The organism is Bacillus sp. NSP9.1, assembly GCF_000465465.2.
Classification (GTDB): Bacteria; Bacillota; Bacilli; order Bacillales; family Bacillaceae; genus Bacillus; species Bacillus sonorensis_A.
The window spans coordinates 3,252,948-3,278,871 of the sequence record NZ_CP048273.1 but is presented as its reverse complement, the minus strand read 5'-3'; the positions used below and the strand labels follow the sequence as shown (position 1 = coordinate 3,278,871).

Annotated in this window: 25 protein-coding genes, 1 other RNA gene and 1 other annotated feature; of the genes, 24 read left to right on the top strand and 2 right to left on the bottom strand. The window is 47.5% G+C overall.

The features are described 5' to 3' along the window. Positions 1-10: 10 nt before the first annotated feature. Entirely contained in the window at positions 11-454 is a 444-nt protein-coding gene (gene dtd / locus M654_RS17125) for a D-aminoacyl-tRNA deacylase (protein ID WP_026588078.1), read from the top strand. Between the two features lie 25 nt (positions 455-479). Here the strand turns inward: dtd and M654_RS17120 are convergent, their stop codons facing one another. Beyond that, complete coding sequence (locus M654_RS17120; RefSeq protein WP_026588077.1) at positions 480-2,051, bottom strand: N-acetylmuramoyl-L-alanine amidase family protein; 1,572 nt, start codon at positions 2,049-2,051, stop codon at positions 480-482. Between the two features lie 143 nt (positions 2,052-2,194). Here M654_RS17120 and M654_RS17115 point away from each other — a divergent pair, with 143 nt between their 5' ends. The 5 genes from M654_RS17115 to M654_RS17095 all read left to right on the top strand — a co-directional run bounded on the left by M654_RS17115 (position 2,195) and on the right by M654_RS17095 (position 6,978). After that, the gene (locus M654_RS17115; RefSeq protein ID WP_163170565.1) at positions 2,195-2,359 is read left to right on the top strand and encodes a YrzK family protein; all 165 of its coding nucleotides are present in this window, start codon (positions 2,195-2,197) and stop codon (positions 2,357-2,359) included. Positions 2,360-2,413: 54 nt separating this feature from the next. Then, positions 2,414-2,657, top strand: a binding site (T-box leader). Positions 2,658-2,735: 78 nt separating this feature from the next. Then, positions 2,736-4,010, top strand: coding sequence for a histidine--tRNA ligase (gene hisS / locus M654_RS17110; protein WP_026588076.1), 1,275 nt, complete (start codon positions 2,736-2,738; stop codon positions 4,008-4,010). A 14-nt stretch (positions 4,011-4,024) separates the two neighbouring features. Beyond that, positions 4,025-5,803 carry an aspartate--tRNA ligase gene (gene aspS / locus M654_RS17105; RefSeq protein WP_026588075.1) on the top strand — a complete coding sequence of 593 codons (1,779 nt, stop codon included), beginning with the start codon at positions 4,025-4,027 and terminating at the stop codon, positions 5,801-5,803. A gap of 68 nt (positions 5,804-5,871) precedes the next feature. Further along, a non-coding RNA gene (ssrS, locus tag M654_RS17100) (6S RNA) lies at positions 5,872-6,068 on the top strand. Between the two features lie 145 nt (positions 6,069-6,213). Further along, on the top strand, positions 6,214-6,978 hold the full coding sequence (locus M654_RS17095) for a tRNA threonylcarbamoyladenosine dehydratase (protein ID WP_026588074.1): 765 nt from the start codon (positions 6,214-6,216) through the stop codon (positions 6,976-6,978). Between the two features lie 209 nt (positions 6,979-7,187). On the opposite strand, the gene M654_RS17090 is transcribed toward M654_RS17095, so the two are convergent. Continuing rightward, the gene (locus tag M654_RS17090; RefSeq protein ID WP_026588073.1) at positions 7,188-8,453 is read right to left on the bottom strand and encodes a replication-associated recombination protein A; all 1,266 of its coding nucleotides are present in this window, start codon (positions 8,451-8,453) and stop codon (positions 7,188-7,190) included. Between the two features lie 331 nt (positions 8,454-8,784). Between M654_RS17090 and cymR the strand changes: the two genes are divergently transcribed. From cymR to udk, 18 genes are all read left to right on the top strand, one after another. Further along, entirely contained in the window at positions 8,785-9,201 is a 417-nt protein-coding gene (gene cymR, locus M654_RS17085; RefSeq protein WP_026588072.1) for a cysteine metabolism transcriptional regulator CymR, read from the top strand. Positions 9,202-9,220: 19 nt separating this feature from the next. Beyond that, complete coding sequence (locus M654_RS17080; RefSeq protein ID WP_026588071.1) at positions 9,221-10,360, top strand: cysteine desulfurase family protein; 1,140 nt, start codon at positions 9,221-9,223, stop codon at positions 10,358-10,360. Positions 10,361-10,443: 83 nt separating this feature from the next. After that, entirely contained in the window at positions 10,444-11,562 is a 1,119-nt protein-coding gene (gene mnmA / locus M654_RS17075; protein ID WP_026588070.1) for a tRNA 2-thiouridine(34) synthase MnmA, read from the top strand. 97 nt (positions 11,563-11,659) lie between these two features. Then, positions 11,660-12,310: a tetratricopeptide repeat protein gene (locus M654_RS17070; protein ID WP_026588069.1), complete on the top strand. Its 651-nt coding sequence runs from the start codon at positions 11,660-11,662 to the stop codon at positions 12,308-12,310. A 70-nt stretch (positions 12,311-12,380) separates the two neighbouring features. Continuing rightward, entirely contained in the window at positions 12,381-14,753 is a 2,373-nt protein-coding gene (gene recD2 / locus M654_RS17065) for an SF1B family DNA helicase RecD2 (RefSeq protein WP_035428386.1), read from the top strand. A gap of 89 nt (positions 14,754-14,842) precedes the next feature. After that, on the top strand, positions 14,843-15,307 hold the full coding sequence (locus M654_RS17060) for a PRC-barrel domain-containing protein (RefSeq protein WP_026588067.1): 465 nt from the start codon (positions 14,843-14,845) through the stop codon (positions 15,305-15,307). A 15-nt stretch (positions 15,308-15,322) separates the two neighbouring features. Continuing rightward, positions 15,323-15,514, top strand: a complete 192-nt coding sequence (locus tag M654_RS17055; protein ID WP_006637793.1) for a hypothetical protein — start codon at positions 15,323-15,325, stop codon at positions 15,512-15,514. A gap of 15 nt (positions 15,515-15,529) precedes the next feature. Next, positions 15,530-15,661 carry a YrzQ family protein gene (locus M654_RS17050; protein WP_077736334.1) on the top strand — a complete coding sequence of 44 codons (132 nt, stop codon included), beginning with the start codon at positions 15,530-15,532 and terminating at the stop codon, positions 15,659-15,661. 90 nt (positions 15,662-15,751) lie between these two features. Next, positions 15,752-16,810: an AI-2E family transporter gene (locus tag M654_RS17045; RefSeq protein ID WP_026588066.1), complete on the top strand. Its 1,059-nt coding sequence runs from the start codon at positions 15,752-15,754 to the stop codon at positions 16,808-16,810. 345 nt (positions 16,811-17,155) lie between these two features. Further along, positions 17,156-19,792 carry an alanine--tRNA ligase gene (alaS, locus tag M654_RS17040; protein ID WP_026588065.1) on the top strand — a complete coding sequence of 879 codons (2,637 nt, stop codon included), beginning with the start codon at positions 17,156-17,158 and terminating at the stop codon, positions 19,790-19,792. 83 nt (positions 19,793-19,875) lie between these two features. After that, on the top strand, positions 19,876-20,142 hold the full coding sequence (locus M654_RS17035) for an IreB family regulatory phosphoprotein (protein WP_003183920.1): 267 nt from the start codon (positions 19,876-19,878) through the stop codon (positions 20,140-20,142). 6 nt (positions 20,143-20,148) lie between these two features. Continuing rightward, a complete protein-coding gene (gene ruvX / locus M654_RS17030) occupies positions 20,149-20,565 on the top strand; it encodes a Holliday junction resolvase RuvX (protein WP_026588064.1) in 417 nt (138 codons plus the stop codon). A gap of 13 nt (positions 20,566-20,578) precedes the next feature. Then, on the top strand, positions 20,579-20,863 hold the full coding sequence (locus M654_RS17025) for a DUF1292 domain-containing protein (protein WP_026588063.1): 285 nt from the start codon (positions 20,579-20,581) through the stop codon (positions 20,861-20,863). 107 nt (positions 20,864-20,970) lie between these two features. After that, complete coding sequence (gene mltG, locus M654_RS17020) at positions 20,971-22,071, top strand: endolytic transglycosylase MltG (protein WP_026588062.1); 1,101 nt, start codon at positions 20,971-20,973, stop codon at positions 22,069-22,071. Between the two features lie 170 nt (positions 22,072-22,241). Next, positions 22,242-22,892, top strand: coding sequence for an O-methyltransferase (locus M654_RS17015; protein WP_026588061.1), 651 nt, complete (start codon positions 22,242-22,244; stop codon positions 22,890-22,892). Positions 22,893-22,898: 6 nt separating this feature from the next. Continuing rightward, complete coding sequence (locus M654_RS17010; protein ID WP_026588060.1) at positions 22,899-23,828, top strand: peptidase U32 family protein; 930 nt, start codon at positions 22,899-22,901, stop codon at positions 23,826-23,828. 13 nt (positions 23,829-23,841) lie between these two features. After that, positions 23,842-25,110 (top strand): peptidase U32 family protein, encoded by a 1,269-nt coding sequence (locus M654_RS17005; RefSeq protein WP_026588059.1) that lies wholly within the window; start codon positions 23,842-23,844, stop codon positions 25,108-25,110. Positions 25,111-25,114: 4 nt separating this feature from the next. Beyond that, the gene (gene udk / locus M654_RS17000; protein ID WP_026588058.1) at positions 25,115-25,750 is read left to right on the top strand and encodes a uridine kinase; all 636 of its coding nucleotides are present in this window, start codon (positions 25,115-25,117) and stop codon (positions 25,748-25,750) included. The last annotated feature ends 174 nt before the right edge of the window (positions 25,751-25,924 follow it).

Sequence of the window (25,924 nt, the reverse complement as noted above, 5' to 3'; positions counted from 1 at the left end):
GGAAAAGGTCATGAAATTGGTTGTGCAACGCGTGACAGAGGCAAGCGTCTCAGTAAACGGCGAGACGGTCGGCAAGATCGGGGCCGGCTTGATGGTGCTTGTCGGCGTCACACATGATGACACAAGTGAAGATGCCGCATATTTAGCGGAAAAGCTCGTCAATCTGCGAATATTTGAGGATGACGGCGAAAAAATGAATCTTTCTCTATTGGATGTTGGAGGCTCGGTTTTGTCGGTCTCTCAATTTACACTGTACGGAGAGACGAAAAAAGGGAGGCGCCCGAATTTTACTAAGGCGGCGAAGCCGGATACGGCGCTTCAATTGTACGAAGAGTGGAACAGCCTCCTCCGGGAAAAAGGCGTCACTGTCGAAACGGGCAGGTTTGGGGAAATGATGGATGTCAAATTGACGAACTCCGGCCCGGTTACATTTATCATGGATTCAAAAGCGTAAAAAAGCTGCCAAATGGCAGCTTTTTTTAGTCGAAATAATGTTCAAGTCCGCTTCTGATCCCGTCCGTCACCCGTTCACGGTAAGCGTTTGTGCTGACGACCGCTTCTTCCTGCGGATTGCTTAAATAGCCGAGTTCTAGCAGGGCAGCCGGCTGCTGATTTTCCCTCAACACAAAATAATCGCCGAACAACACGCCGCGGCTTTTCAGAGGCGAGTGTTTTTCGATTTCAGACTGGACGTCTGCGGCCAGCTTCTGATCTTTAGACGTACTGTAGTAATAAGCCGTGTTACCATTTACAGATGAATTGGCGATACTATCATAATGAATGCTGATGAATGCATCGGCATTTCGATAATGAGAGGTCGCAACACGCGACTGAAGGCTGACGAAGGTGTCGTCATTGCGCGTCATGTAGACGTTAACCCCATCGGCTTTGAGCTTGGCGGCGAGAAGATTCGCCGTTTTTATGGTCAGCCTCTTCTCAAGCGTCCCCCGCGTTCCGATTGTTCCGCTGTCATGTCCGCCATGTCCGGCATCAATCACAACCGTTTTGTTTTGGATAGAACCGTTTGAATCCGAACGTTTTGATGAGGGAGGTGAAGGGATGTCCAAATCTCCCGCTGAACTTGATCCATCAGACGTCTGAACGACCCAGCTGGCGACATAAGCCGTGTTACCGTTTGACAGCGTAATTTCATACCAGTCCGCTTTTTCGCCTGTAATCGGGTAGGACTCGCCTTTTTCGGCGCGTTCGACAATCGGCGAGGAAGTCGAAGCATCGCTGCGAATATTTGTTCCTTCGTACACGATGGTGGCTTTCTGTTTAGCATCGGATGCGGCGCTTGTTTCTCCATCGCCCGTGTTCTCTTTATGATCCTCTACAATATAGTGGCTTGCTGCCCAGCCCTTTTGCCCGTCAAACTCGATTTCATACCATCCGTGCTGTTCATCTATAATCGTCACGTCTGTGTTCCGTTTCAGCGTAGCGATGATTGTTCCTTGATGGGAAGCATCGCTGCGGACATTTAGAATGGAGACTCCGACTGTGCCTGTTTTAGATGAAGTATTTGTACCTGATGATTGAGCTGTTTTTTGCTCTGAACCATCTTGTGTGACATAATCGGAATGAACCCATCCTGTTATATTTTGATAGGAAATCTTCATCCATTTTCCATCGATTTTTAATACATCAGCCTGTTCACCTTGAGGGAAAGTGCCTTGGACTTCATATGAAGTGCCGGGCCCTTTTCTGATCCTCAAATCAGATGCGGAAGATGTCACCTTTCCGCTTGTGGATTCAGATCCGCCGGAGCTTTGAGCTTTTTTCTGAATCAGCCAATCGACAACCCAGCCTTTTTGACCGTTGTTCAACTGGATTTGCACCCAGTCCCCTTTTTCTTCGAGGATCGGATAGCTTTCATTCCGGCTGACGACGCTGATGATCTCGTGGCTCAATCCCGGACCGCTTCTGACGTTGATTTCATCGGTGGCGATCACGGCTTCCCCGATCGCCGCCGACGCGGTGCCGGACGGTGTGAAAATGGCCGCAGGAGCTGCCAGCATGATCGACAGGATCAATATTGCGCTTTTTTTCATATTGATTCTCCATCTCCTCCTTTCAGTAAGAAACTTGGAACAATACTTCTTTCTTTATATCGTATATTCCTTGGAGATTTTTTAATAAAATGAAAATGATTTGTTTATACTATAGAAAAAAGATTGCAAAAGGATGTTGCGATATGAGGTATAATCAAAGGATGGGTAAAGCGATCCATGAGCTGGATGCGAATCTGCATCTTAAGGATGATGCCGATCCCGAGCACATAGGCTTCCTTGAAGAAACAGCAACAGAGCTGGGTCTGACATCAAAAGAATCACTAAAGAATAAAAAGAACCGTCATTAGGGTTGACATGGAAACAGAACCTTCGTATTATAATATAAATTGGTATACATATGAGTTGAACTGAAGATGGAGAATAGTAGGTAAGAGTACGTGAAAAGAGAGGAACCGCCCTGGGCTGAAAGCGGTCTGCACGGTATCTTATCCGAATGAACACTCCGAAGGTTTCCCGCTGAAAACTAAGGTCGAAAAAGACAGGTGATTAGGCGGAGGACGTGAGCCTGCGTTAAAGGTAAGAAAAGCGGGAACTGTAAAAAGTTCCAACTAGGGTGGCACCACGGGTATAACTCTCGTCCCTACTATTGGTTTTATAGTAGGATCGGGGGTTTTTTCTATTTTACATATAAGAAAAAGGTATTTTGAAGAGGAGGCTTTACAAATGGGATTTAATATTCCAAGGGGAACGCAGGATATCCTCCCCGGAGAATCAGAGCGCTGGCAATATGTAGAGAAGATTGCGAGAGAGACGTGTCATGCGTATCAATATAAAGAAATCCGGACGCCGATTTTTGAACATACAGAGCTATTTTCACGCGGTGTGGGAGAATCGACTGATATCGTTCAAAAGGAAATGTATACGTTCGTTGACAAAAAGGGGAGAAGCCTGACGCTCCGTCCCGAGGGTACGGCTTCTGCAGTCCGTTCTTTTGTTGAAAATAAACTGTTTGCAAATCCTGTCCAGCCGACAAAGCTGTATTATATCGGCCCGATGTTCCGCTATGAAAGGCCGCAGACCGGACGCTTCCGTCAATTTTATCAATTTGGCATCGAAGCGATCGGTTCAAGCGATCCGGCGATTGATGCGGAAGTCATTGCGCTGGCGATGAGCGTGTACAAAAAAGCTGGTCTGCGCAATTTGAAGCTCGTCATTAACAGCCTTGGCGACAAAACGAGCCGGGCAGCTCACAGAGAAGCGCTGATCGATCACTTCGAACCGCGCATTGATGAATTTTGCGGCGACTGCCAAAAGCGTCTCAAGCAGAATCCGCTGCGGATTTTAGACTGCAAAAAGGACAGAGATCATGAGCTGATGAAAACGGCGCCGTCCATTTTGGAATATTTAAACGAAGAGTCAAAAGCTTATTTTGCAAAAGTGCAGCAATACTTAACAGACATCGGGATTTCGTTTGAAGTGGATCCGAATCTCGTCAGAGGACTTGACTACTACAACCATACAGCTTTTGAAATCATGAGTGATGCGGAAGGCTTCGGAGCCATCACGACGCTTGCCGGCGGAGGGCGCTATGACGGGCTGACCGAGGAATTCGGCGGACCGAAAGCGCCGGGCATCGGCTTTGCGATGAGCATTGAGCGCCTGCTTGCCGCACTGGATGCTGAAAATGTAAAAGTCGGAGCGGATGAAGGCATTGACTGCTATATCGTCACACTTGGCGACAAAGCCAAAGACTATTCCGTATCCCTTCTCTATAAACTGAGAGAAGCGGGGATATCCGCTGAAATCGACTATGAACAGAAAAAAATGAAAGGCCAGTTTAAAGCCGCCGATCGCCTCAATGCGAAATATATCGCTGTTTTAGGCGAGGATGAACTGAACCAAAATCAAATGAATGTCAAAGATGCGAAAACAGGAGATCAACAGGCCATTGGCCTTGATGAATTCATCCGTTTTTTGAAAACAAACACTGAAAGTTAAAGGAGAGGACCGCTTTGTTTGGACGAACGTATTATTGTGGCGAAATAACGGAGAAGGCGATCGGAGAATCCGTCGTTTTAAAAGGATGGGTTCAAAAAAGACGCGATCTCGGAGGCTTGATTTTTATTGATTTGAGAGACCGTACCGGCATTGTGCAGGTCGTATTTAATCCAGACGTTTCCAAAGACGCCCTGGAAACAGCTGAAAGCATCCGCAGCGAATATGTGCTTGACATTACAGGCAAAGTCGTTGCCCGTGAAGAAGCAACAGTCAATCCGAACTTGAAAACCGGAAGGATCGAAATTCAGGCGGAATCCGTCGATGTGCTGAGTGCGGCTAAAACGCCTCCTTTTGCGATCAGCGACCAGGCTGCAGAAGTATCTGAAGACATCAGATTGAAGCACCGCTATCTCGACTTGCGCCGTCCGGAGATGTTCAACTCCCTGAAAATGCGCCATAACGTCACAAAAGCTGTCCGCCGCTTTTTGGATGACAACGGCTTTCTTGATATTGAAACGCCTGTTTTAACAAAAAGCACGCCAGAAGGCGCGCGCGACTATCTTGTGCCGAGCCGTGTGCATGAAGGGGAATTTTATGCGCTTCCGCAATCTCCGCAAATCTTTAAGCAGCTCTTGATGGTGTCAGGGTTTGACCGCTATTATCAAATCGCCCGCTGCTTCAGGGATGAGGACCTGCGCGCCGACCGTCAGCCTGAGTTTACGCAAATCGATATCGAAATGTCGTTTATGAGCCAGGAAGACATCATGAAGCTCTCAGAAGAAATGATGGCGCATGTGATGCGTGAAACGCACGGCATTGAAATCTCGCTTCCGCTTCCTAGAATGTCGTATGAGGATGCCATGAACCGATACGGCTCAGACAAACCGGATACGCGCTTCGGCATGCTTTTGACGGATGTGTCAGAAGCAGTGAAGGATTCGGACTTTAAAGTGTTCGCTTCAGCCGTGGCGAACGGAGGAGCGGTCAAAGCGATCAATGTTAAAGGTGCCGCTGCAAACTACTCTCGCAAAGATATCGATGCGCTTGGAGAGTTCGCTGCAAACTATGGAGCAAAAGGGCTGGCTTGGCTGAAAACAGAAGCGGATGGACTTAAAGGACCGATTGCGAAGTTTTTTGCCGGCGAAAAACAGGAGGCGATTGTTCAGGCGCTTGACGCCGCAGATGGGGATCTGCTTCTCTTTGTGGCCGACAAGCTCGAAGTCGCCAATGACGCGCTGGGAGCGCTTCGTTTAAAGCTTGGTAAAGAGCTGAACCTGATCGATGAAAGCTTGTTTAACTTCTTATGGGTTGTCGACTGGCCGCTTCTTGAGTACGATGCTGAGGAAGGCCGCTACTATGCCGCGCACCACCCGTTCACAATGCCTGTCAGGGAGGATCTCAAGCTGATCGAGACGAACCCGCAGGACATGAAGGCGCAGGCTTACGATCTTGTCCTAAACGGCTATGAACTTGGCGGCGGTTCGATCCGTATTTTTGAAAAAGACGTTCAGGAGAAAATGTTTGGCCTTCTCGGCTTTTCAGAAGAAGAAGCGAAGGAGCAATTCGGGTTCCTGCTCGAGGCTTTTGAATACGGGGCTCCTCCGCACGGCGGTATTGCGCTCGGTCTTGACAGGCTGGTGATGCTGCTCAGCGGCCGTACGAATTTGAGGGATACGATCGCATTTCCGAAAACGGCCAGCGCAAGCTGCCTGATGACCGAAGCGCCAAGCGAGGTCGACAACGCTCAGCTTGATGAGCTGCACCTGGAAATTAAACACAAAATTCGACAGTAAATTGTAAAATATACGGCTGTACATCCCATTGAAAATCAAAGGGACGTATGATATCATTTTTAACAAATAAAGTCCTGATGTGTTTGTTGTACACCTAGTTTTGACCGAACATTTTTTTACTTGGGAGTTCGACGTTTTCAAATGGAGCAAACGCCTCTTATCACTCGGGTGCTAAAGAGGACTTGCAAAGTTTGGAACAGAACACCCACCTGCCGAGAGCGGGATCAAAACGAAGGAATGCGACAACGGCACAATCGGGACTTTTTTTGTGCGGAAAAAAGGCGGTTTTTAAGCCATACATAGGATAATGTATGAGACGGAACGAAAAAATATGAAAAAGACTGCTTGTTTAATCACCCGATTGTGTTAAGATACTATCGGTAATTGTATATAAAGATGGAGTGAGGTTCTTGTTACATCAGTTTTCACGCAATGAATTAGCGATTGGCAAAGAAGGATTGAATATTTTAAAAAACAGCACGGTTGCCGTTTTAGGCATCGGCGGGGTCGGCTCATTCGCGGCCGAAGCGCTCGCCCGTTCTGGAGTCGGCCGGATCGTCATGGTCGATAAAGATGACGTTGACATCACGAATGTCAACCGTCAGCTCCCCGCTTTGCTTTCAACGGTCGGGCAGCCGAAAGTGGACTTAATGAAAGCGAGAATCGCCGATATTAACCCGGAATGCGATGTCGTCGCTTTAAAAATGTTCTATACCGAAGAGACGTATGAGCAGTTTTTTGCTTATGAACCGGATTATGTGATCGACGCTTCAGATACGATTCATTATAAGATCCATTTGATGAAAGAGTGCCTCAAGCGGAACATCAGCATCATTTCGAGCATGGGTGCGGCCAATAAGACGGATCCGACAAGATTTCAGGTGGCCGATATTTCAAAAACGCATACGGACCCGATTGCGAAAGTGGTGCGGACAAGGCTGAGAAAAGAAGGGATTACAAAGGGTGTCAAAGTCGTGTTTTCTGACGAAAGCCCGATCGTCATCCGCGAAGACGTCCGCAAAGAAGTGGGCAATGACGAAGCGAAAATCCGCAAAGCGCAAATGCCGCCGTCTTCCAACGCTTTCGTCCCGCCCGTCGCCGGCTTGATCATGGGCGGCCATGTGGTCATGGAGCTTTTGAAAGATATTCCGATCAAAAGGGTGAAAGATAAATAAAGCAAAAAGGACAGCAGAGGTGCTGTTCTTTTTGTCATTTTAAGAGGAAAAGCTTCAGAATGCGTAGCGCACACTTGGACGGTACTTGCCAAGTGCCAATCTTTTGAGGCGTTTGACGAGTATTTCGTTCATCGATAAAAGAAATGGAGAGATAGGCGTCCCGCAACACCGTCCGCTATATTTAAAGGCCTGACTCAGCAGGCCTTTTGTTATTTCTTTTTCATCAAATTATCGTAGATCTGCTTTAACGCCAGTTCAAACTTCCCTGTCTGTTTCGGCTGATAATACACTTTGTTTTTGAGAGGATCGGGCAGGTACTGCTGTTCGACCCAGCCGTTTTCGTAGTCATGCGGGTATTTGTAATCAACACCTCTGCCAAGCTCTGCCGCTCCTTTGTAGTGCGCGTCTTTTAAATGCTTTGGCACATCGCCGATTTTTCCCGCGCGGATGTCGCTAAGAGCCTCGTCAACAGCGAGAATCGCCGAGTTTGACTTGGGCGACAGACATAGTTCGATCACGGCGTTTGCCAGTGGAATGCGTGCTTCCGGGAAGCCGAGCCGCTCTGCCGTTTGAATCGCCTGGAGCGTTCTTCCCCCGGCTTGAGGGCTGGCAAGGCCGATGTCTTCATAGGCGATGACGAGCAGCCGCCGGGCGAGGCTTTCTAAATCCCCCGCCTCAATCAGCCGCGCCAAGTAATGGAGAGCGGCGTTGACGTCAGACCCTCTGATCGATTTTTGAAAAGCGGAGATTACGTCATAATGGGCATCGCCATCTTTATCATGTGTAAAGCTTTTTTTCTGCAGACACTCCTCCGCAATGTCCAGTGTGATGTGAATCGTTCCCTCACCGTTTTCCTTTGTGGACAGGACGGCAAGCTCCAAAGCGTTCAGCGCGGAACGGACATCTCCGCCGCAGCCTGCGGCGAAATGGTCAAGCGCTTCTTCATCGATTTTGACGTCATATGTGCCTAAGCCCCGGTGTTCGTCTCTTAATGCACGTTTGATGGCCGCTTTTATCTGTTCGGAACTCAGTGGATGAAGCTCGAAAATCTGCGTTCTGCTTCTGATCGCGGGATTGATCGCATGATATGGGTTCGCTGTTGTCGCACCGATCATGATGATCATGCCGTTTTCCAAATACGGCAGGAGGAAATCCTGCTTGCCTTTGTCGAGCCGGTGGACCTCATCCAGTATTAAAATCACCTGCCCGGACATTTTTGCTTCGGCAGCAACGGCTTCCATGTCTTTTTTGTTATTGATCACGGCGTTCAGCTTCCGGAAGGCGATGCTTGTGCTTCCGGCAATCGCGGTCGCGATCGATGTTTTTCCGATTCCCGGAGGGCCGTATAAAATCATCGATGAAAGGTGTTTTGCCTGTACCATCCGGTGAATGATTTTTCCTTCTCCTACGAGATGATCCTGGCCGAGAATGTCTTCTATTTTGGTCGGTCGCATACGAAATGCCAATGGTTTCATGAATAATCTCTCCTGAATGTATTCTTTTTATAGAGTAACGGAAAAAAGACGATTAGAAAAGAAATGAATATGGCAAGCTGAACATATGGGCTGAAAATGAAAGTTTAAATAAAGTGTGCTATAATAACCTGTAATCTATCAGATGGACAAGGCGGAAGACCTGTCCCAAAGCGCATTTTTTACATATCAGATGCCCGGTGTGACACCCGGGCTTATATAAGCGCCGGGCGTGTTGATGACCGGATAGCGGCTAAAAGGGGCAGCATCCCTTTAAGCACCGGTATGAAGCCCGGCTGAAAGCTTGACTTTTTATAGGGTAGAGGTGTTCATTTTGAAAATATCAACTAAAGGCAGATACGGGCTGACGATTATGATTGAGCTTGCCAAAAAGCATGGGGAAGGTCCGACTTCATTGAAAAGCATTGCCCAGACGAACGATTTATCAGAACATTATTTAGAACAGCTTGTTTCACCATTGCGGAATGCCGGCCTCGTGAAAAGCATCCGCGGCGCATACGGCGGCTATATTCTCGGTGACGATCCTTCGGCGATTACGGCGGGGGATATCATTCGCGTCTTGGAAGGCCCGATCAGCCCCGTTGAAGTGCTTGAAGATGAGGAGCCGGCCAAGCGCGAGCTGTGGATTAAGATCCGCGACGCCGTTAAAGAAGTGCTTGACTCGACGACGCTCGAGGATTTGGCAAGCTACACGGAAGGCGATCAGGAAGCCTATATGTTTTACATTTAAGATCGAGGTGTAATCTAGGATGGAACGGATATATTTAGATCATGCAGCAACGTCTCCGACTGACCCGCGCGTCGTCGAAAAAATGCTGCCTTACTTAACGGAAAACTTCGGAAACCCTTCAAGCATACATTCTTTTGGAAGGGAAAGCCGGAAATGGCTTGATGATGCAAGGGCGATGATCGCTGAAGAAATCGGAGCGCATCACAATGAAATCGTTTTTACGAGCGGCGGGACAGAAGCCGATAATATGGCGATTTTAGGCAGCGCGCTGGCGAGAGAAAAAGAAGGCCGCCACATCATTACAACCAAGATCGAGCACCACGCCGTTCTCCATACATGCAACAGGCTGGAGGACATGGGGTTTCATGTCACATATCTTGATGTGGATAAAAGCGGACGGATCTCGGCGGAGCAGGTCAAAGAGGCGCTGCGCGACGACACCATCCTTGTCACTGTGATGTACGGAAACAATGAAGTGGGAACGATTCAGCCGATTGAAGAAATCGGAGCGCTTTTAAAAGATCATCAAGCCTTGTTTCACACAGACGCTGTCCAGGCGTTCGGCTTTTTGCCGATTGATGTAAAAAAGAGCCATATCGATATGATGTCTGTCTCCGGGCATAAATTGAATGGTCCCAAGGGGACAGGCTTTTTATACGTCAATGAGCATGTGAAGCTCACCCAGCTCCTGTTCGGAGGCGAACAGGAACGAAAACGCCGTGCCGGAACGGAAAATGTCCCGGGCATTATCGGGCTGAGGGAAGCCGTCTCGCTTGCAAAACAGGAGAGAGACGAAAAACGCGCGCTCTACCGTCGATTGAAAGACATCATCACCGATACGCTTGAGACGGAAGGGGTCTCATTTGCTGTAAATGGAAGTGTCCGGCACAGCCTGCCGCACATTTTGAATTTATATTTTCCCGGGGTATCGGTTGAAGCGCTGCTTGTCAACTTGGATATGGCGGGGATTGCGGTGTCGAGCGGGTCGGCCTGCACCGCCGGATCAGTGCTGCCTTCCCATGTGCTCTCCGCCATGTTTGGCGAGGATGCGGACCAGCTGACATCATCGATTCGGATCAGCTTCGGCTTCGGCAATACGGAAGCTGAGGTAAAGCGGGCCGCAAAAGAGCTTGCGGACATCGTCAAGCGTTTGTCATAAGCTAAAGATTCGCATCAGGTGCGGCAATGATGATATGATCTGGAATGACAAGTTTTTGAATTGATTTATTGGAGTTGATGGAAATGGCGAAGCGGCCTGAGGATACACGCGTAGTCGTGGGGATGTCAGGAGGCGTAGACTCATCTGTGGCAGCTCTTCTGCTGAAAGAGCAGGGCTATGATGTCATCGGAATTTTTATGAAAAACTGGGATGACACAGATGAAAACGGTTTTTGCACAGCGACGGAAGATTATGAAGACGTCATTAAAGTGTGCAATCAAATAGGCATTCCATATTATGCGGTAAACTTTGAAAAACAATATTGGGAAAAGGTCTTCCAATATTTTCTTGATGAATATAAAGCGGGAAGAACCCCGAATCCCGATGTCATGTGCAATAAAGAAATTAAATTTAAAGCTTTTTTGGAGCACGCTTTATCCCTTGGCGCCGATTTCCTCGCCACAGGCCACTACGCGAGAGTCGACCGCAGCGGGGACCGTGTCAAAATGCTGAGAGGTCTTGATGAAAATAAAGATCAAACCTATTTCTTGAACCAGCTGACAGAGGAGCAGCTTAGCAAAGTGCTGTTTCCGATCGGAGAGCTGCAAAAAAGCCGCGTCAGGGGAATGGCCAAAGAAGCGGGACTCGCGACGGCGTCGAAAAAAGACAGCACTGGGATCTGCTTTATCGGCGAACGGAATTTCAAAACGTTTCTCAGCCAATACCTCCCTGCACAGCCGGGAGAAATGCGGACGATGGATGGCGAAGTTAAAGGCCGCCATGACGGTTTGATGTACTATACGATCGGGCAAAGGCACGGGCTTGGTATCGGCGGAAGCGGAGAGCCTTGGTTCGTCGTCGGAAAAGACCTGGAAAAAAACATTTTATATGTTGATCAAGGCTTCAGCAATCCGCTCCTATATTCTGATCAAATTACGGCGACAAATGTCAGCTTTGTACATGAGGGCGCATTTGGCGGCGAATCTGAACTCGCCTGCACAGCTAAATTCCGCTACCGTCAACCCGATACCGAAGTCACTGTCAGAATGACCGGAGAAGGTGAAGCGGAAATCGTCTTTAAAGAGCCTGTCCGCGCCGTCACACCCGGGCAAGCCGTCGTTTTTTACAAGGGCGACGAATGCCTTGGCGGCGGAACGATTGACGATGTGTATAAAGACGGACAACAACTGTGGTATGTATAAAGAGGGCATTCCGGGAAAATAAAGGGCCCCGGGGCTCTTAACGGCTGTCGACACTGTCGACGGCCTTTTTAAAATAGAGGACGAAAGGGAGAGGGCGTTGGACTACAACCAAACAGGAATTGAAGCCATGCAAAAAGGCGATTTTGAAAAAGCGGCGGAAGCCTTTACAAAAGCGATTGATGAAAACAGCGGCGACCCCGTCCCGTACATCAATTTCGCGAACCTGCTATCAGCGGTCGGCGAATTGGATCGGGCGCTCAAATTTTATGAAAGAGCGGTCAGCCTTGATGAAAAAGCCGGTGCGGCTTATTATGGTGCCGGAAATGTATATATGATGAAAGAGCGTTATCAAGAAGCAAAGGACATGTTTGAAAAAGCACATCGGACGGGCATGGAAAACGGCGATCTCTTTTATATGCTCGGCACCTCGCTGATGAAACTTGAGCAGCCGAAGCTTGCGATGCCGTATTTGCAACGGGCGGCCGAGCTGAATGAATCGGACCATGAAGCGCGCTTTCAATACGGGATGTGCCTTGCTAATGAAGGGATGCTTGACGAAGCGATTGAGGCTTTTTCTAAGGTTACAGCCCTTGATCCATCCCATGCGGATGCTTTCTACAATTTAGGGGTCGCTTACGCATTTAAAGAAAATCGCCAAAAAGCGCTTGACATGCTGAACAAGGCGATTCAAATCCAGCCTGACCATATGCTGAGCATACGTGCGAAACAGCTGCTTGAAGAGGATTGAATCCGTCTTGTCAGGCCAAAGCTAAAAAGGAGGGGGGAAAAACGTGAAACAGCCTCAAAATCCCGGGCAAATGCAAATGGAAGAAGCCTCTTTTCTGAAAGGGACGGTAACGGGTGTCATTTATCATAATGAAACAAACCTCTACACCGTCCTAAAAGTAAAAGTGCAGGAAACATCGGAGTCTTTTGAAGAAAAAAGCGTTTCAGTAACGGGATACTTCCCTGCGGTCTTTGAAGATGAAACCTATACATTTTACGGAAAAACCGCCTCCCATCCGAAGTTTGGCCTGCAATTTCAAGCGGATCATTTTAAAAAAGAAGTTCCCACGACAAAAGAAGGCGTCATTCAGTATTTAGCAAGCGATTTGTTTGAAGGCATCGGCAAAAAAACGGCCGAAGAGATCGTCAAAAAGCTTGGAGAGGGTGCGATCAATAAAATTTTAGAGGACGCTGCCGTCCTGTATGATGTGCCAAAGCTCTCCAAAAAAAAGGCGGATAAGCTTGCCTCAAGCCTTCAGCAGCATCAGGGGCTTGAGCAGATTATGATCTCCTTGAGTGAATTCGGCTTCGGGCCGCAGCTTTCCATGAAAATTTACCAGGCATACGAATCGGAAACCCTTGATAAAATCCGGGAAAATCCGTACCAGCTTGTCAAGGATGTGGAAGGCATCGGCTTTATCAAGGCAGATGAACTAGGCGGAAGAATGGGGATTTCAGGCAAACATGCCGAACGGATCAAGGCGGCGCTTTTATATACGATTGAAGCGGCATGCCTTCAGGAAGGACATACGTACATAGAAACCAAGCAGCTGATCATCGAGACGCAAAAGCTGTTGAACCAGTCGACAGGCGATGAGAAAGTGACGGAAATGGATGTGGCGGATCAAATCATTGCGCTTGGCGAGCAAAAAGAACTTTTCGTAGAAGACGACAGATGCTACTATCCATCGCTTTACTACGCTGAACAAAACTTTGCCAAAAGAGTCCGGAAGATCGCCGAACAGACCGAATACGATGAGCAGTTTCCCGAATCTGAATTTCTGCTTGCTTTAGGCGAGCTTGAAGAGCGGATGCAGGTTCAATATGCACCAAGCCAAAAGGAAGCGATACAAAAGGCGCTGATGTCGCCGATGCTGCTTTTAACAGGCGGCCCCGGCACGGGTAAAACGACCGTCATCAGAGGAATCGTTGAATTGTACAGCGAGCTTCACGGCTTGAGTCTGAATCCCGCCGATTATAAGAAAGACGAAACCTTTCCGTTTGTATTGGCTGCGCCCACAGGAAGAGCGGCAAAACGGATGAGCGAGTCGACAGGTCTCCCGGCTGTCACGATCCACAGACTTCTCGGCTGGAACGGCGCCGAAGGTTTTACACATGATGAAGACAACCCGATCGAAGGGAAGCTGGTCATCATCGATGAAACGAGCATGCTTGATATATGGCTGGCCAACCAATTGTTTAAAGCGATTCCCGATCATGTACAGGTGATTATGGTCGGGGATGAAGACCAGCTCCCGTCTGTCGGTCCTGGACAGGTGCTGAGAGACCTGCTCGCATCAAACGTGATCCCGGCTGTCAGACTAACCGATATTTACAGGCAGGCCGAAGGGTCGTCCATTGTGGAAATGGCGCATGAAATGAAAAAAGGCTACCTCCCGAAAAATTTGACGGCGCCGACGAAAGACCGCTCTTTTATCCGCTGCCGCCAACAGCAGATCAAGGAGGTTGTAGAAAAAGTCGTCAAAAATGCGCTGCAAAAAGGGTATTCAGCACGGGACATTCAAGTGCTTGCCCCGATGTACAAAGGACCGGCCGGTATCAATGAATTGAACTTGACTCTGCAAAACATCCTGAATCCGCCGAAACCGAAGGGCAGAGAAATCAAATTCGGGGAAGTCGTATACCGGACGGGCGATAAAATTCTTCAGCTTGTCAACCAGCCTGAACACAATGTATTCAACGGCGACATGGGCGAGATCGTCTCCATCTTTTATGCAAAAGAAAACACGGAAAAAGAAGATATGGCGGTCATCTCTTTTGACGGCAACGAAATCACATTTACCAAAAAAGATTTTAACCAATTTACACATGCGTATTGCTGCTCGATTCACAAATCGCAGGGCAGCGAATTCCCGATCGTGATTCTTCCCATTGTCAAAAGCTATTACAGGATGCTGAGAAGAAACCTGCTGTATACAGCCATCACAAGAAGCAAAAAATTCCTGATTTTGTGCGGAGAAGAGGAGGCTCTTGAATGGGGCGTCAGAAATAAAGAATCCTCGGAACGGCAGACGTCTCTTAAAAGAAGGCTGCAACAGGCCGCCCATGAAGAAGATGAAGAGCTGATGGCGCTCCAAAAGGAACTGCCTTTCAGCGTATTTGACGCCAATATCGGAATGGAGGGTGTCACACCGTTTGATTTTATGGAAGAAGAGGCGGAATAAGGATCTTTTCATGGAATCCATTACATCGTATGAGTCCCTTTCTTGCGGCAGAAGCTAAGACTGTTCGACAAAAGGTGGTTGATCACACTTTGAGAACATGCAATGAGCTGGAAGGGCTCAATGTTTATGATAAACAGTCTTCTCTTTTGCTTGGGATGGTGACGGATATCTGTTTTTCGCAGGAAGGGACATGTCTCGGATTTATTATGGAAGAAAAACGGCGGTTTTATCATCATCGTTCCCTTCTTCCGCTTCCCGCTGTCACGGACATTACAACAGACGGCGTATATGTCGATTTCACCGAATTTAAGCCGATGCACATCCCGAAGCAGGCTCTATCCTACGACCAGCTGAAGCAAAAAATGGTCAAAAACGGCTCTGGTGAAACACTGGGGATGCTGGAAGATGTATACTTTTCTTCAGACTCGGGCATAATCGTAGCATATGAACTATCAGACGGTTTTTTTGCCGATTTGTCAGGCGATAAAAAGCAAGTTCAGTCATCAGGAGAACCGCTTGAAATAGGCAGAAACACAATCGTCTTGAATGAATAAGAGGTGTGTGTTCAAATGCTTATTTGCCCGAACTGTAAAAGTAAAAACATCGGCAAAATCGGTGTGAATCAATATTATTGCTGGGGATGTTTCATTGAGCTGACCCTTTCAAAAGGAAAAATTTCAACCCATCAAGTCGAAGAAGACGGAACATTGAGCAGCCTTGACGATCTGTTTACAGATGACGAACGTACGATTAACCTTTGAATGGGGGTTCGTAATTTGAATCGGACAATGACTTCTCTCATTTCTTTAGGAGCCGGAGCTTTGATGTACCGCATGATGTCGCAAAACGACATGTTGAACAGACGGAACATGAGAAAGCTCAGAAGACGCGTCATGAAAATGTTTTAACACCCTAAGGGTGCCCTTATGACAGGGCATCCTTTTTTTCTTGGGGAATAAATACAAACAGATTTCAAAAGCTAACAAGGGGTGAAAAAAATGCTGAAAAAACCGCTGCACCTTTTAATGTGGATCACAATTTTCATGCTCTTATTGTTGACCGTCTATATCTTTTTGCAGCTCAGAATGATCTGGGAGCCGGTGTGCATTTTACTCAAATCGATTTTGATCCCTCTGGCGATTGCGGTTTTTATCACTTATCTGCTTCTGCCCATCGTGGAAAAAATCCACCGCGCGGGTGTGCCGCGGACGCTGAGCATCTTGCTGATTTACTTCTTGTTTTTCGGGGGGCTCGGCTATGCCTTTTACAAAGGCGTCCCCATTTTCATCAAACAGCTGACCGAGCTGTCTGAAGGGATTCCCGTCCTTGCTGCATCTTATGAAAACATGCTCGAAAAACTGCATCACCATACAGATGGCTGGCCTGACGGGATGCATGACAGAATCGACAAGTATGTCGATCAGACCGAAGAATTCGTGGGAAGCTGGGCGGAACGGACGATTACAAGCATCCGTTTTGTTTTTGACTATATGCTTGTTGCGGCTGTCATTCCTTTTTTGGTGTTTTATATGGTCAAAGATATTGATGTGATGAAAAAAGCCGTCTGGTATTTAACCCCTCGTTCGTGGAGGAAGAGAGGCGGCGCGTTTATCAAAGATGTCGATGATTCGCTTGGAGACTATATCAGAGGCCAGCTTTTTGTCTGCCTTGTGATCGGCTTGGGCGCAAGCCTCTCGTTTTGGTTTTTCGATCTGCCCTATCCGCTGATCCTCGGCCTGATTATTGGCGCGACGAACATCATTCCTTATTTCGGTCCGGTCATCGGCGCGATTCCAGCTGTGATGATTGCCGCCGCGCTGTCCGCGAGACTGGTTATCGTCGTCATGATCACCATTTTGGTTTTGCAGTTTATTGAAGGCAACATTCTCGGGCCGCTTGTTGTCGGGAAAAGCCTTCATATGCACCCTGTCGTGATTATGCTCGGGCTGCTTGCCGGCGGCGAATTGGCCGGAATTATCGGCATGATTTTAGCCGTGCCCGTAATGGCTGTTTTAAAGGTCATGTTCGCCCATTTTCTGGCGGCGAGAAAGGCTTGAATGAAGAAGATTGACATTCCCCTTTTCGTTGTCTATAATGTCGAAATAGACATACATACGTATCTCGTTTGACGGATCCGAGTATACTGAAGCCCTGTTTAAAAGAGAGAAGCTCCGTGCGGTGAAAGAGCTTTAAGCAGAAGAGCAGTAGAAGCTAATCCTGAGTGCAGGCTTAAAACCTGCCGTTTCATCCGGCGTTATTCGGATATGAGGTGATGGGCGTTCTTTTTGCCCATAATCAGGGTGGTACCGCGAGATGGAGCTCTCGTCCCTGTGTAAACGCTTGTTTGCATGGGGCGGGAGCTTTTTATATTGCATGTGAGCAACTAAAGGAGGAGTTTGAATATGAAGGTGTTAACATCCGCACAAGTGCGGCAAATGTTTTTAGACTTTTTTAAGGAAAAAGGACATGCCGTTGAGCCGAGCGCTTCCCTTATTCCGCATGAAGATCCTTCACTGCTTTGGATCAACAGCGGTGTAGCGACGCTGAAAAAGTACTTTGACGGACGGGTTGTCCCGGAAAATCCGCGCATCTGTAATGCGCAGAAATCGATCAGGACAAATGACATCGAGAATGTCGGAAAAACGGCCCGCCACCATACGTTCTTTGAAATGCTCGGAAACTTTTCGATCGGTGATTATTTTAAAAAAGAAGCGATCGAATGGGCATGGGAATTTTTGACTGATCCGAAATGGATCGGCTTCGATCCTGAGCGCCTGTCGGTGACGGTTCATCCGGAAGACGATGAAGCCTACGATTTATGGGCGAAAAAAATCGGTGTTCCCGAAGAGCGTATCATCAGGCTTGAAGGGAACTTCTGGGATATCGGGGAAGGCCCGAGCGGACCGAATACCGAAATCTTCTATGACCGCGGTGAAGATTATGGACATGATCCGTCTGATCCGGAACTTTACCCGGGCGGGGAGAACGAGCGTTACCTAGAAGTATGGAACCTTGTGTTCTCCGAGTTCAACCACAATCCTGACGGAACATACACACCGCTGCCGAAGAAAAACATTGATACAGGGATGGGTCTGGAACGGATGGTTTCCGTCATTCAAGATGCCAAGACAAACTATGATACAGATCTGTTTATGCCGATCATCAAGGCGACAGAAGCCATTTCAGGAGAAAAGTACGGAACATCTGCTGAAAAAGATACGGCATTTAAAGTTGTCGCCGATCATATCCGGACGGCTGCGTTTGCCATCGGTGACGGAGCGCTTCCGTCCAACGAAGGGCGCGGCTATGTCATCAGAAGGCTGCTCCGCCGCGCTGTTCGCTATGCCAAATCAATCAATATCAATCGTCCGTTTATGTATGAACTCGTTCCCGTTGTGGCTGACATTATGGCCGCTTACTACCCGGAAGTAAAAGAGAAAGCCGATTTCATCGCGAAAGTCATCAAAACGGAAGAAGAGCGTTTCCATGAAACATTGAACGAAGGGCTTGCCATCCTGTCTGAAGTCATTCAAAAGGAGAAAGCGAAAGGAAACAGCGTTATTTCCGGAGAAGATGTCTTCAAGCTGTACGATACGTACGGATTCCCTGTCGAACTGACGGAAGAGTACACCGAAGACGAAGGCATGAATGTTGACCATGAAGGCTTCGAACGCGAAATGGACAAGCAGCGCGAACGCGCGCGCCAGGCCCGCCAGGATGTCGGCAGCATGCAGGTTCAAGGCGGCGTTCTCCGCGATATCATGACCGAAAGCGAGTTCATCGGCTATACGGATCTGAAAACGGAAACGAAAATCGCCGAGCTTCTTCAAGACGGAGAGGTTGCTGATCAAGTTCATGCAGGTCAATCCGTCCAATTCATCTTGGAGAAAACACCGTTTTACGCCGAAAGCGGCGGACAAATCGGCGACAAAGGCTGGGTCAGAAGCGGCGATGCTGCTGTCCGCGTCACGGATGTCAAAAAAGCACCGAACGGACAGCATTTGCATGAAGGTACGGTTGAAAGCGGAACAGTTGAAAAAGGGATGATGGTGACCGCTGAAGTAACAAACCGGCTCAGAAAGGATATCGTCAAAAACCATACGGCGACACACCTGCTCCATCAAGCATTGAAAGATGTGCTCGGAACGCACGTCAACCAGGCCGGATCGCTTGTGTCAGACAGCCGTCTGCGCTTTGACTTCTCCCATTTCGGCCAAGTGACGAAAGAAGAGCTTGAGCTAATTGAAGCAAAAGTAAATGAAAAAATCTGGGCTTCAATTCCTGTGCAAATCGATTTGAAACCGATCGATGAAGCGAAAGCAATGGGAGCCATGGCATTGTTCGGAGAAAAATACGGGGATATCGTCCGCGTCGTCCAAGTCGGCGATTACAGCATCGAACTGTGCGGCGGCTGCCACGTGAAAAACACGGCTGAAATCGGCCTCTTTAAGATCGTGTCAGAATCGGGCATCGGAGCCGGGACCCGCCGGATCGAAGCCGTCACAGGCAAAGGCGCTTACGAGGAGATGAACGCCAAGCTCCAAGTTCTCGAGGCTTCGGCAGAAGTGCTGAAAACCAATGTAAAAGAAGTACCAAAGCGGATCGAATCCCTGCAGTCCGATTTAAAAGAAGCCCAAAGGGAAAACGAATCCCTGCTCGCGAAGCTCGGCAACAAAGAAGCGGGAGAGATCCTGGAAAAAGTGAAAGAAATCGGCGGGGTGAAACTGCTCGCGGAAAAAGTCAATGCAAAAGACATGAACCATCTGCGCACAATGGTCGATGACCTGAAAGCGAAGTTGGGTTCTGCCGTCATCGTGCTTGCGACGGTTCAACATGAAAAAGTGAATATTTCTGCCGGAGTTACAAAAGATTTAATAGAGAGAGGATTCCATGCCGGCAAACTTGTTAAACAAGTCGCCGAGGCGTGCGGAGGCGGTGGCGGCGGCCGTCCTGACATGGCTCAGGCGGGAGGAAAACAGCCTGAAAAATTGGATGAAGCTTTATCTTCTGCAGAAGAATGGGTGAAATCCGTTTTATAAATGACCGATGTGGTGTAGAATGATGATGAGAAGGCAATCAGGCTGGAACTTTGCCTGCGAATTTGGGAAAGAGGTGCAAAACGGTGAGCTCATTTGATAAGACGATGAAATTTAACTTTTCCGACGATTCAATGGAGACAAATGTAAATGAGGTGCTGATAACCGTCCACGACGCGCTTCAGGAAAAAGGCTATAACCCGATCAACCAAATTGTCGGATATTTGCTATCAGGTGATCCCGCTTACATTCCAAGGCATCGAGATGCACGCAATCTGATTCGGAAAATAGAGAGAGACGAGATAATCGAAGAGCTGGTTAAATCGTACTTAGAACAGCATAAAGAGGCGTAAATACAAATGCGAATATTAGGTCTGGATTTAGGTTCAAAAACGCTCGGCGTCGCCCTCAGCGATGAAATGGGCTGGACGGCTCAAGGCATTGAAACGATTAAAATTGACGAAGCGAATGGTGATTACGGCCTGAGCCGCCTCGCTGAGTTAACGAAAGACTATACAATAGATAAAATTGTACTCGGGTTTCCCAAAAACATGAACGGTTCCGTCGGCCCGAGGGGAGAAGCCAGCCAGAAGTTTGCGCAGGTGCTTGAAGACGCGTTTCATGTACCCGTCGTGCTTTGGGACGAGCGGCTCTCGACGATGGCGGCCGAAAAGATGCTGATATCAGCAGACGTCAGCAGGCAAAAACGAAAAAAAGTAATCGATAAAATGGCAGCTGTGATGATCCTGCAAGGATATCTCGACAGCCTAAACTAATGAGGTGATCATGGTGGAACATGGAGAAAAAAACATTACGATTGTAGACGATAAAGGAAATGAACAGCTTTGTGAGGTGCTCTTCACATTTGACAGCGATCAATTTAATAAATCATATGTGCTGTATTATCCAGTTGAAGCACAGGATGAAGAAGAAATCGAAATTCACGCTTCAAGCTTCACTCCGAATGAAAACGGTGAGAACGGCGAATTGATGCCGATTGAAACAGAAGAAGAATGGGATATGATCGAAGAGACGCTGAACACGTTTTTGGCTGATGAAGAAGAGCAAGAATAAAAAAGCTGCCGCAGGGCGGCTTTTTTTTTTATGAAAACATTTTGTAATAAATTGCCGAATGAATACGAATCATGTAGTATATAGCATGGGAGGAGAGGAGGACTTTAATGTTTGCAGATCAGACTAAAAACACATTTTTTCAAAAACTCCTTAATCATAAAATAAAGTTTTGTCTCGCCGTGGCAGCCGTGCTGCTCATCATTGGCGCGGGCGGTTTTTCTCTATATGTAAAATCCGCACTTGAACCGGTCGATAAAAACAGCAAAAAAATGGTCAACGTCTATATTCCGAAAGGATCGTCAGTTTCTTCCATTGCTGCAAAACTAAAAGAACAGCACTTAATTAAAAACGAAAAAGTGTTCATCGCTTATGTGAAATTTAAAAGCGCATCCGGTTTTCAAGCGGGAAATTTTCAGCTCAGCCAGTCCATGGAACCTGCCGATATGATCAAAAAGCTGACAAGCGCGTCACATGTTCCGGCCTTTAAAATCGTCGTTCCCGAAGGCAGACAGCTGAGTGAAATCGCCGACATCATCGCCGGAGAAACGAACTACTCCAAACAAGAAGTCATGAACAAGCTGGATGACCGTGATTTTATCAACACATTAAAAAAGAAGTATCCGAAATTGATCACGGATGAGGTTTTCAACAAGAATATTAAGCATCCGCTTGAGGGTTATCTTTACCCTGCGACATATCCCTTCTATGATCCGGAGACAAAGCTTGAGAACATCATCGAAGCGATGATCAAGCAAACCGATAAACGGGCCGAAAAATACGAGTCACAGATGAACGATAAAAAAATGTCCGTCCACAAAACGCTGACAATGGCTTCACTGATCGAAGAGGAAGCGACGGAAAAAGCGGACCGCCACAAAATTTCGAGCGTGTTCTATAACCGTTTGGCCAAAAAAATGCCGCTGCAAACGGATCCGACGGTTTTGTATGCGCTTGGAAAACATAAAAGCCGCGTCGTCTATAAAGATCTTGAGGCGAAGTCCCCATATAATACGTATAAAAATACCGGACTCCCGCCGGGACCGATTGCCAACGCGGGGGAATCGTCATGGGAAGCGGCACTTAACCCTGATCAAACAGAATACGTCTACTTTCTCGCCAAGAAAAATGGAGAAGTCGTTTTTACAAAAACACTTCAGGAGCACAATAAAGCCAAATCAAAGTACATCACCAACAATCAAAGCGAGTGAATTCGGACGAAGGAGAGGGAGAGTAAAAAAATACTCTCCTTTTATTCGCAAACAGAAAGGTTTTATGGTAAAATATATCGGGTTGTTTATTCGAGAAAAGACATGTACCGCTTTAGGAGAGTTCAACATCTGACCTAAAGCTCTTTTTATGAAAGGGAGGCTCATCCGCCGTGAAGATCGGACATGAGGAACTAACCGGCTATCTGGAACGGCTTATCAAGCCGCGGCCGCCGGAAATTATGGAATTGGAATATTATGCCGAAGAGCATGGTGTGCCCATTATGGAACCGACCGGTATTGAAGCGCTGCTGCAGCTTCTTTCGCTCAAAAATCCGAAAAAGATTCTTGAAATCGGCACCGCCATCGGATACTCGGCCATTCGGATGGCGCTTCATCTCCCTGAAGCTGACATTTTAACAATTGAGCGCGATGAAAAAAGGTATCATGAAGCGCTGAAAAATATCAAATCCTTTCAGATGGAAAACAGAATCCGCGTGATTTTCGGAGATGCGCTCAGCGAGTCAGACGCCGTTCAGTCGATGGCTCCTTACGACGCGCTTTTTATTGATGCAGCAAAAGGACAATATCAAAAGTTTTTTACGATGTATGAAAAGATGCTGGCGGATGATGGAATCATCTTCACCGACAATGTCCTGTTTAAAGGGCTTGTCGCCGGCGGCTGCGATCAAATCGAAAGCAAGCGGATCAAAAAACTTGTCTCTAAAATAGATCATTATAATCATTGGCTGATGGACCATCCCGATTATCAAACGGCGATATTGCCGATCGGAGACGGATTGGCCGTCAGCAAAAAGAGGTGAACGGATATGAAAAAACCTGAACTGCTTGTAACACCGACAGCTGTTCAAGATATTAAGCCTTTGGCTAAAGCGGGCGCCGACGCATTTATCATCGGCGAACAAAGATACGGATTGCGCCTGGCCGGGGAATTTTCCCGGAAGGATATCGAGGAAGCGATCCGGGAGGCCCATGAAGCCGGCGCAAAAGTGTATGTCGCCATGAACGCGATCTTTCATAATGATAAAGTGCCTGAGCTCAATGACTATCTTTCGTTTTTGGCCTCGGCAGGCGCCGATGCAGTCGTCTTCGGCGACCCCGCAGTTCTGATGGCTGCGCGCGAATCGGCGCCGGACATGAAGCTCCATTGGAATACGGAGACGACCGCAACCAACCATTATTCCTGCAATTATTGGGGGCGCAAGGGAGCCAAGCGCGCGGTGTTGGCAAGAGAGCTGAATATGGACAGCATGATCGACATTAAAGACAAGGCTGAAGTTGAAATCGAAATCCAAGTTCACGGGATGACGTGCATGTTTCAGTCCAAGCGTTCATTGATCGGAAATTATTTTGAATACCAAGGCAAAGTCATGGACATCGAAGGCAAGAAAAAAGAAAAAGGCATGTATCTTCATGACAAAGAACGCGGCAACAAATATCCGATTTTTGAAGATGAAAACGGCACGCATATTATGAGCCCGAATGATGTTTGCATCATCGACGAGCTTGAAGATTTAATCGATGCCGGAATCGACTCCTTTAAAATCGACGGCATTTTAAAAACGCCTGACTACATCCAAGAGGTGACGGCCATGTACCGCGAGGCCATCGATCTTTGCATCACAGACAGACAAGCGTACGAAGATAAAAAAGAACAGTGGATCGAGCGGATTGAAGAGATTCAGCCTGTCAACCGCAGCATCGACACCGGGTTCTTTTTCAAAGAGACAGTATATTAAGGGAGGGATCACCATGTCTGCAGTAAAAGATAAAATTTCCAAAATCGTCAATGGGAAACGCGTCATTACGAAAAAGCCTGAACTATTGGCTCCGGCGGGAAATCTGGAAAAGCTGAAAATCGCCGTCCACTACGGAGCAGACGCGGTATTTATCGGCGGACGTGAATATGGACTCCGCTCAAACGCAGATAATTTTTCGATTGAGGAAATGGCTGAAGGCGTTGAGTTTGCAAAAAAATATGGTGCAAAGATTTATGTGACGACCAATATTTTTGCCCATGAAGAAAATATCGACGGCCTTGAAGGCTATTTGCGCGATCTTGAAGGCGCAGGTGTTTCAGGTATTATCGTCGCCGACCCGCTGATCATTGAAACGTGCCGCAGGGTTGCACCAAAGCTTGAAGTGCATTTGAGCACCCAGCAGTCCCTTTCAAACTGGAAAGCTGTTCAGTTCTGGAAGGAAGAAGGCCTTGAGCGGGTCGTGCTTGCGCGTGAAACAAGTGCTCTGGAAATCAAGGAAATGAAAGAAAAAGTCGATATCGAAATCGAAACGTTCATTCACGGTGCAATGTGCATCGCTTATTCAGGACGCTGCGTGCTCAGCAACCATATGACGGCAAGGGATTCAAACCGCGGAGGCTGCTGCCAGTCCTGCCGCTGGGATTATGACCTGTACCAGACAAACGGTGCAAACGCGCTTCCGCTTTACGAAGAAGAAGATGCGCCGTTTGCGATGAGTCCAAAAGACTTGAAGCTGATTGAATCGATCCCGCAAATGATCGAAATCGGCATTGACAGCCTCAAAATCGAAGGACGGATGAAATCGATCCACTATATTGCAACCGTCGTCAGCGTCTATCGAAAGGTGATCGATGCTTATTGCGCAGATCCCGAAAACTTCGTCATTCAAGAAGAGTGGCTGAAGGAACTCGACAAATGTGCAAACAGAGACACCGCTCCCGCCTTCTTTGAAGGAACGCCGGGCTATGAGGAGCAGATGTTCGGCGTCCACGGCAAGAAAACAACATACGACTTTGTCGGCCTTGTCCTTGATTATGATGAGGAAACAAAAATGGTCACGCTCCAGCAGCGCAACTTCTTTAAAACCGGAGATGAAGTCGAATTTTTCGGCCCGGAAATAGACAATTTCACAACCAAGATTGAAACGATTTGGCACGAAAAAGGCAATGTGCTTGATGCAGCCCGCCATCCCCTGCAAATCGTCAAATTTAAAGTCAACAAGAAGATTTATCCGAGCAACATGATGAGAAAGGGGCAGTAATGGCATGGGGAAGAAACCGGTAGTCATTGGAATAGCTGGAGGCTCAGGATCGGGCAAGACGAGCGTCACCAGATCCATCTATGAACAGTTCAAGGGCCACTCCATTTTAATGCTTGAGCAGGATTTGTATTACAAAGATCAAAGCCATCTGCCATTTGAAGAACGGCTGAATACAAACTACGACCATCCGCTTGCATTTGATAATGACTTTTTAATCGAGCATTTGAACGAATTGCTGGCATACAGGCCGATTAAAAAGCCGATTTACGACTATAAGCTGCATACGCGCTCAGAAGAAGTCGTGCATGTCGATCCGAAAGATGTTATTATTTTGGAAGGAATCCTTGTTCTTGAGGATGAAAGGCTCCGCGATTTAATGGACATCAAGCTGTATGTCGATACGGACGCCGACCTGCGGATTATCAGAAGAATGCTTCGGGATATTAAAGAGCGCGGACGCTCGATTGATTCTGTCATTGAGCAGTACATTTCCGTCGTCAGACCGATGCATAATCAATTTGTCGAACCGACAAAACGTTATGCTGATATCATTATTCCTGAGGGCGGCCAGAACCGCGTCGCAATCGACCTGATGGTGACCAAAATACAAACAATTCTTGAACAAAACGCGATTTTATAATAACATAGCATAGACAAAGACTACTCTGACCATATTATGTATAGAAATTGAAGGGATCTCGCTTTGAGCCCTTCTTTAACTGTATAAGCACGATTGACCGGAGCCTTCCATCCGGTTTTCATTATACTTTACAAATATGGGAGAGAAGAAGGGGACATGGGTTGTCCTCATTCT

Excerpts from the sequence above, each read along its gene's own strand:
- hisS (WP_026588076.1), top strand. The coding sequence starts at position 2,736 with ATGGGATTTAATATTCCAAGGGGAACGCAGGATATCCTCCCCGGAGAA.
- ruvX (WP_026588064.1), top strand. The coding sequence starts at position 20,149 with ATGCGAATATTAGGTCTGGATTTAGGTTCAAAAACGCTCGGCGTCGCC.
- M654_RS17115 (WP_163170565.1), top strand. The coding sequence starts at position 2,195 with ATGAGGTATAATCAAAGGATGGGTAAAGCGATCCATGAGCTGGATGCG.
- M654_RS17055 (WP_006637793.1), top strand. The coding sequence starts at position 15,323 with ATGCTTATTTGCCCGAACTGTAAAAGTAAAAACATCGGCAAAATCGGT.
- recD2 (WP_035428386.1), top strand. The coding sequence starts at position 12,381 with ATGCAAATGGAAGAAGCCTCTTTTCTGAAAGGGACGGTAACGGGTGTC.
- udk (WP_026588058.1), top strand. The coding sequence starts at position 25,115 with ATGGGGAAGAAACCGGTAGTCATTGGAATAGCTGGAGGCTCAGGATCG.
- M654_RS17010 (WP_026588060.1), top strand. The coding sequence starts at position 22,899 with ATGAAAAAACCTGAACTGCTTGTAACACCGACAGCTGTTCAAGATATT.
- mltG (WP_026588062.1), top strand. The coding sequence starts at position 20,971 with ATGTTTGCAGATCAGACTAAAAACACATTTTTTCAAAAACTCCTTAAT.
- mnmA (WP_026588070.1), top strand. The coding sequence starts at position 10,444 with ATGGCGAAGCGGCCTGAGGATACACGCGTAGTCGTGGGGATGTCAGGA.
- dtd (WP_026588078.1), top strand. The coding sequence starts at position 11 with ATGAAATTGGTTGTGCAACGCGTGACAGAGGCAAGCGTCTCAGTAAAC.
- M654_RS17120 (WP_026588077.1), bottom strand. The coding sequence starts at position 2,051 with ATGAAAAAAAGCGCAATATTGATCCTGTCGATCATGCTGGCAGCTCCT.
- M654_RS17080 (WP_026588071.1), top strand. The coding sequence starts at position 9,221 with ATGGAACGGATATATTTAGATCATGCAGCAACGTCTCCGACTGACCCG.
- M654_RS17090 (WP_026588073.1), bottom strand. The coding sequence starts at position 8,453 with ATGAAACCATTGGCATTTCGTATGCGACCGACCAAAATAGAAGACATT.
- M654_RS17045 (WP_026588066.1), top strand. The coding sequence starts at position 15,752 with ATGCTGAAAAAACCGCTGCACCTTTTAATGTGGATCACAATTTTCATG.
- M654_RS17005 (WP_026588059.1), top strand. The coding sequence starts at position 23,842 with ATGTCTGCAGTAAAAGATAAAATTTCCAAAATCGTCAATGGGAAACGC.
- alaS (WP_026588065.1), top strand. The coding sequence starts at position 17,156 with ATGAAGGTGTTAACATCCGCACAAGTGCGGCAAATGTTTTTAGACTTT.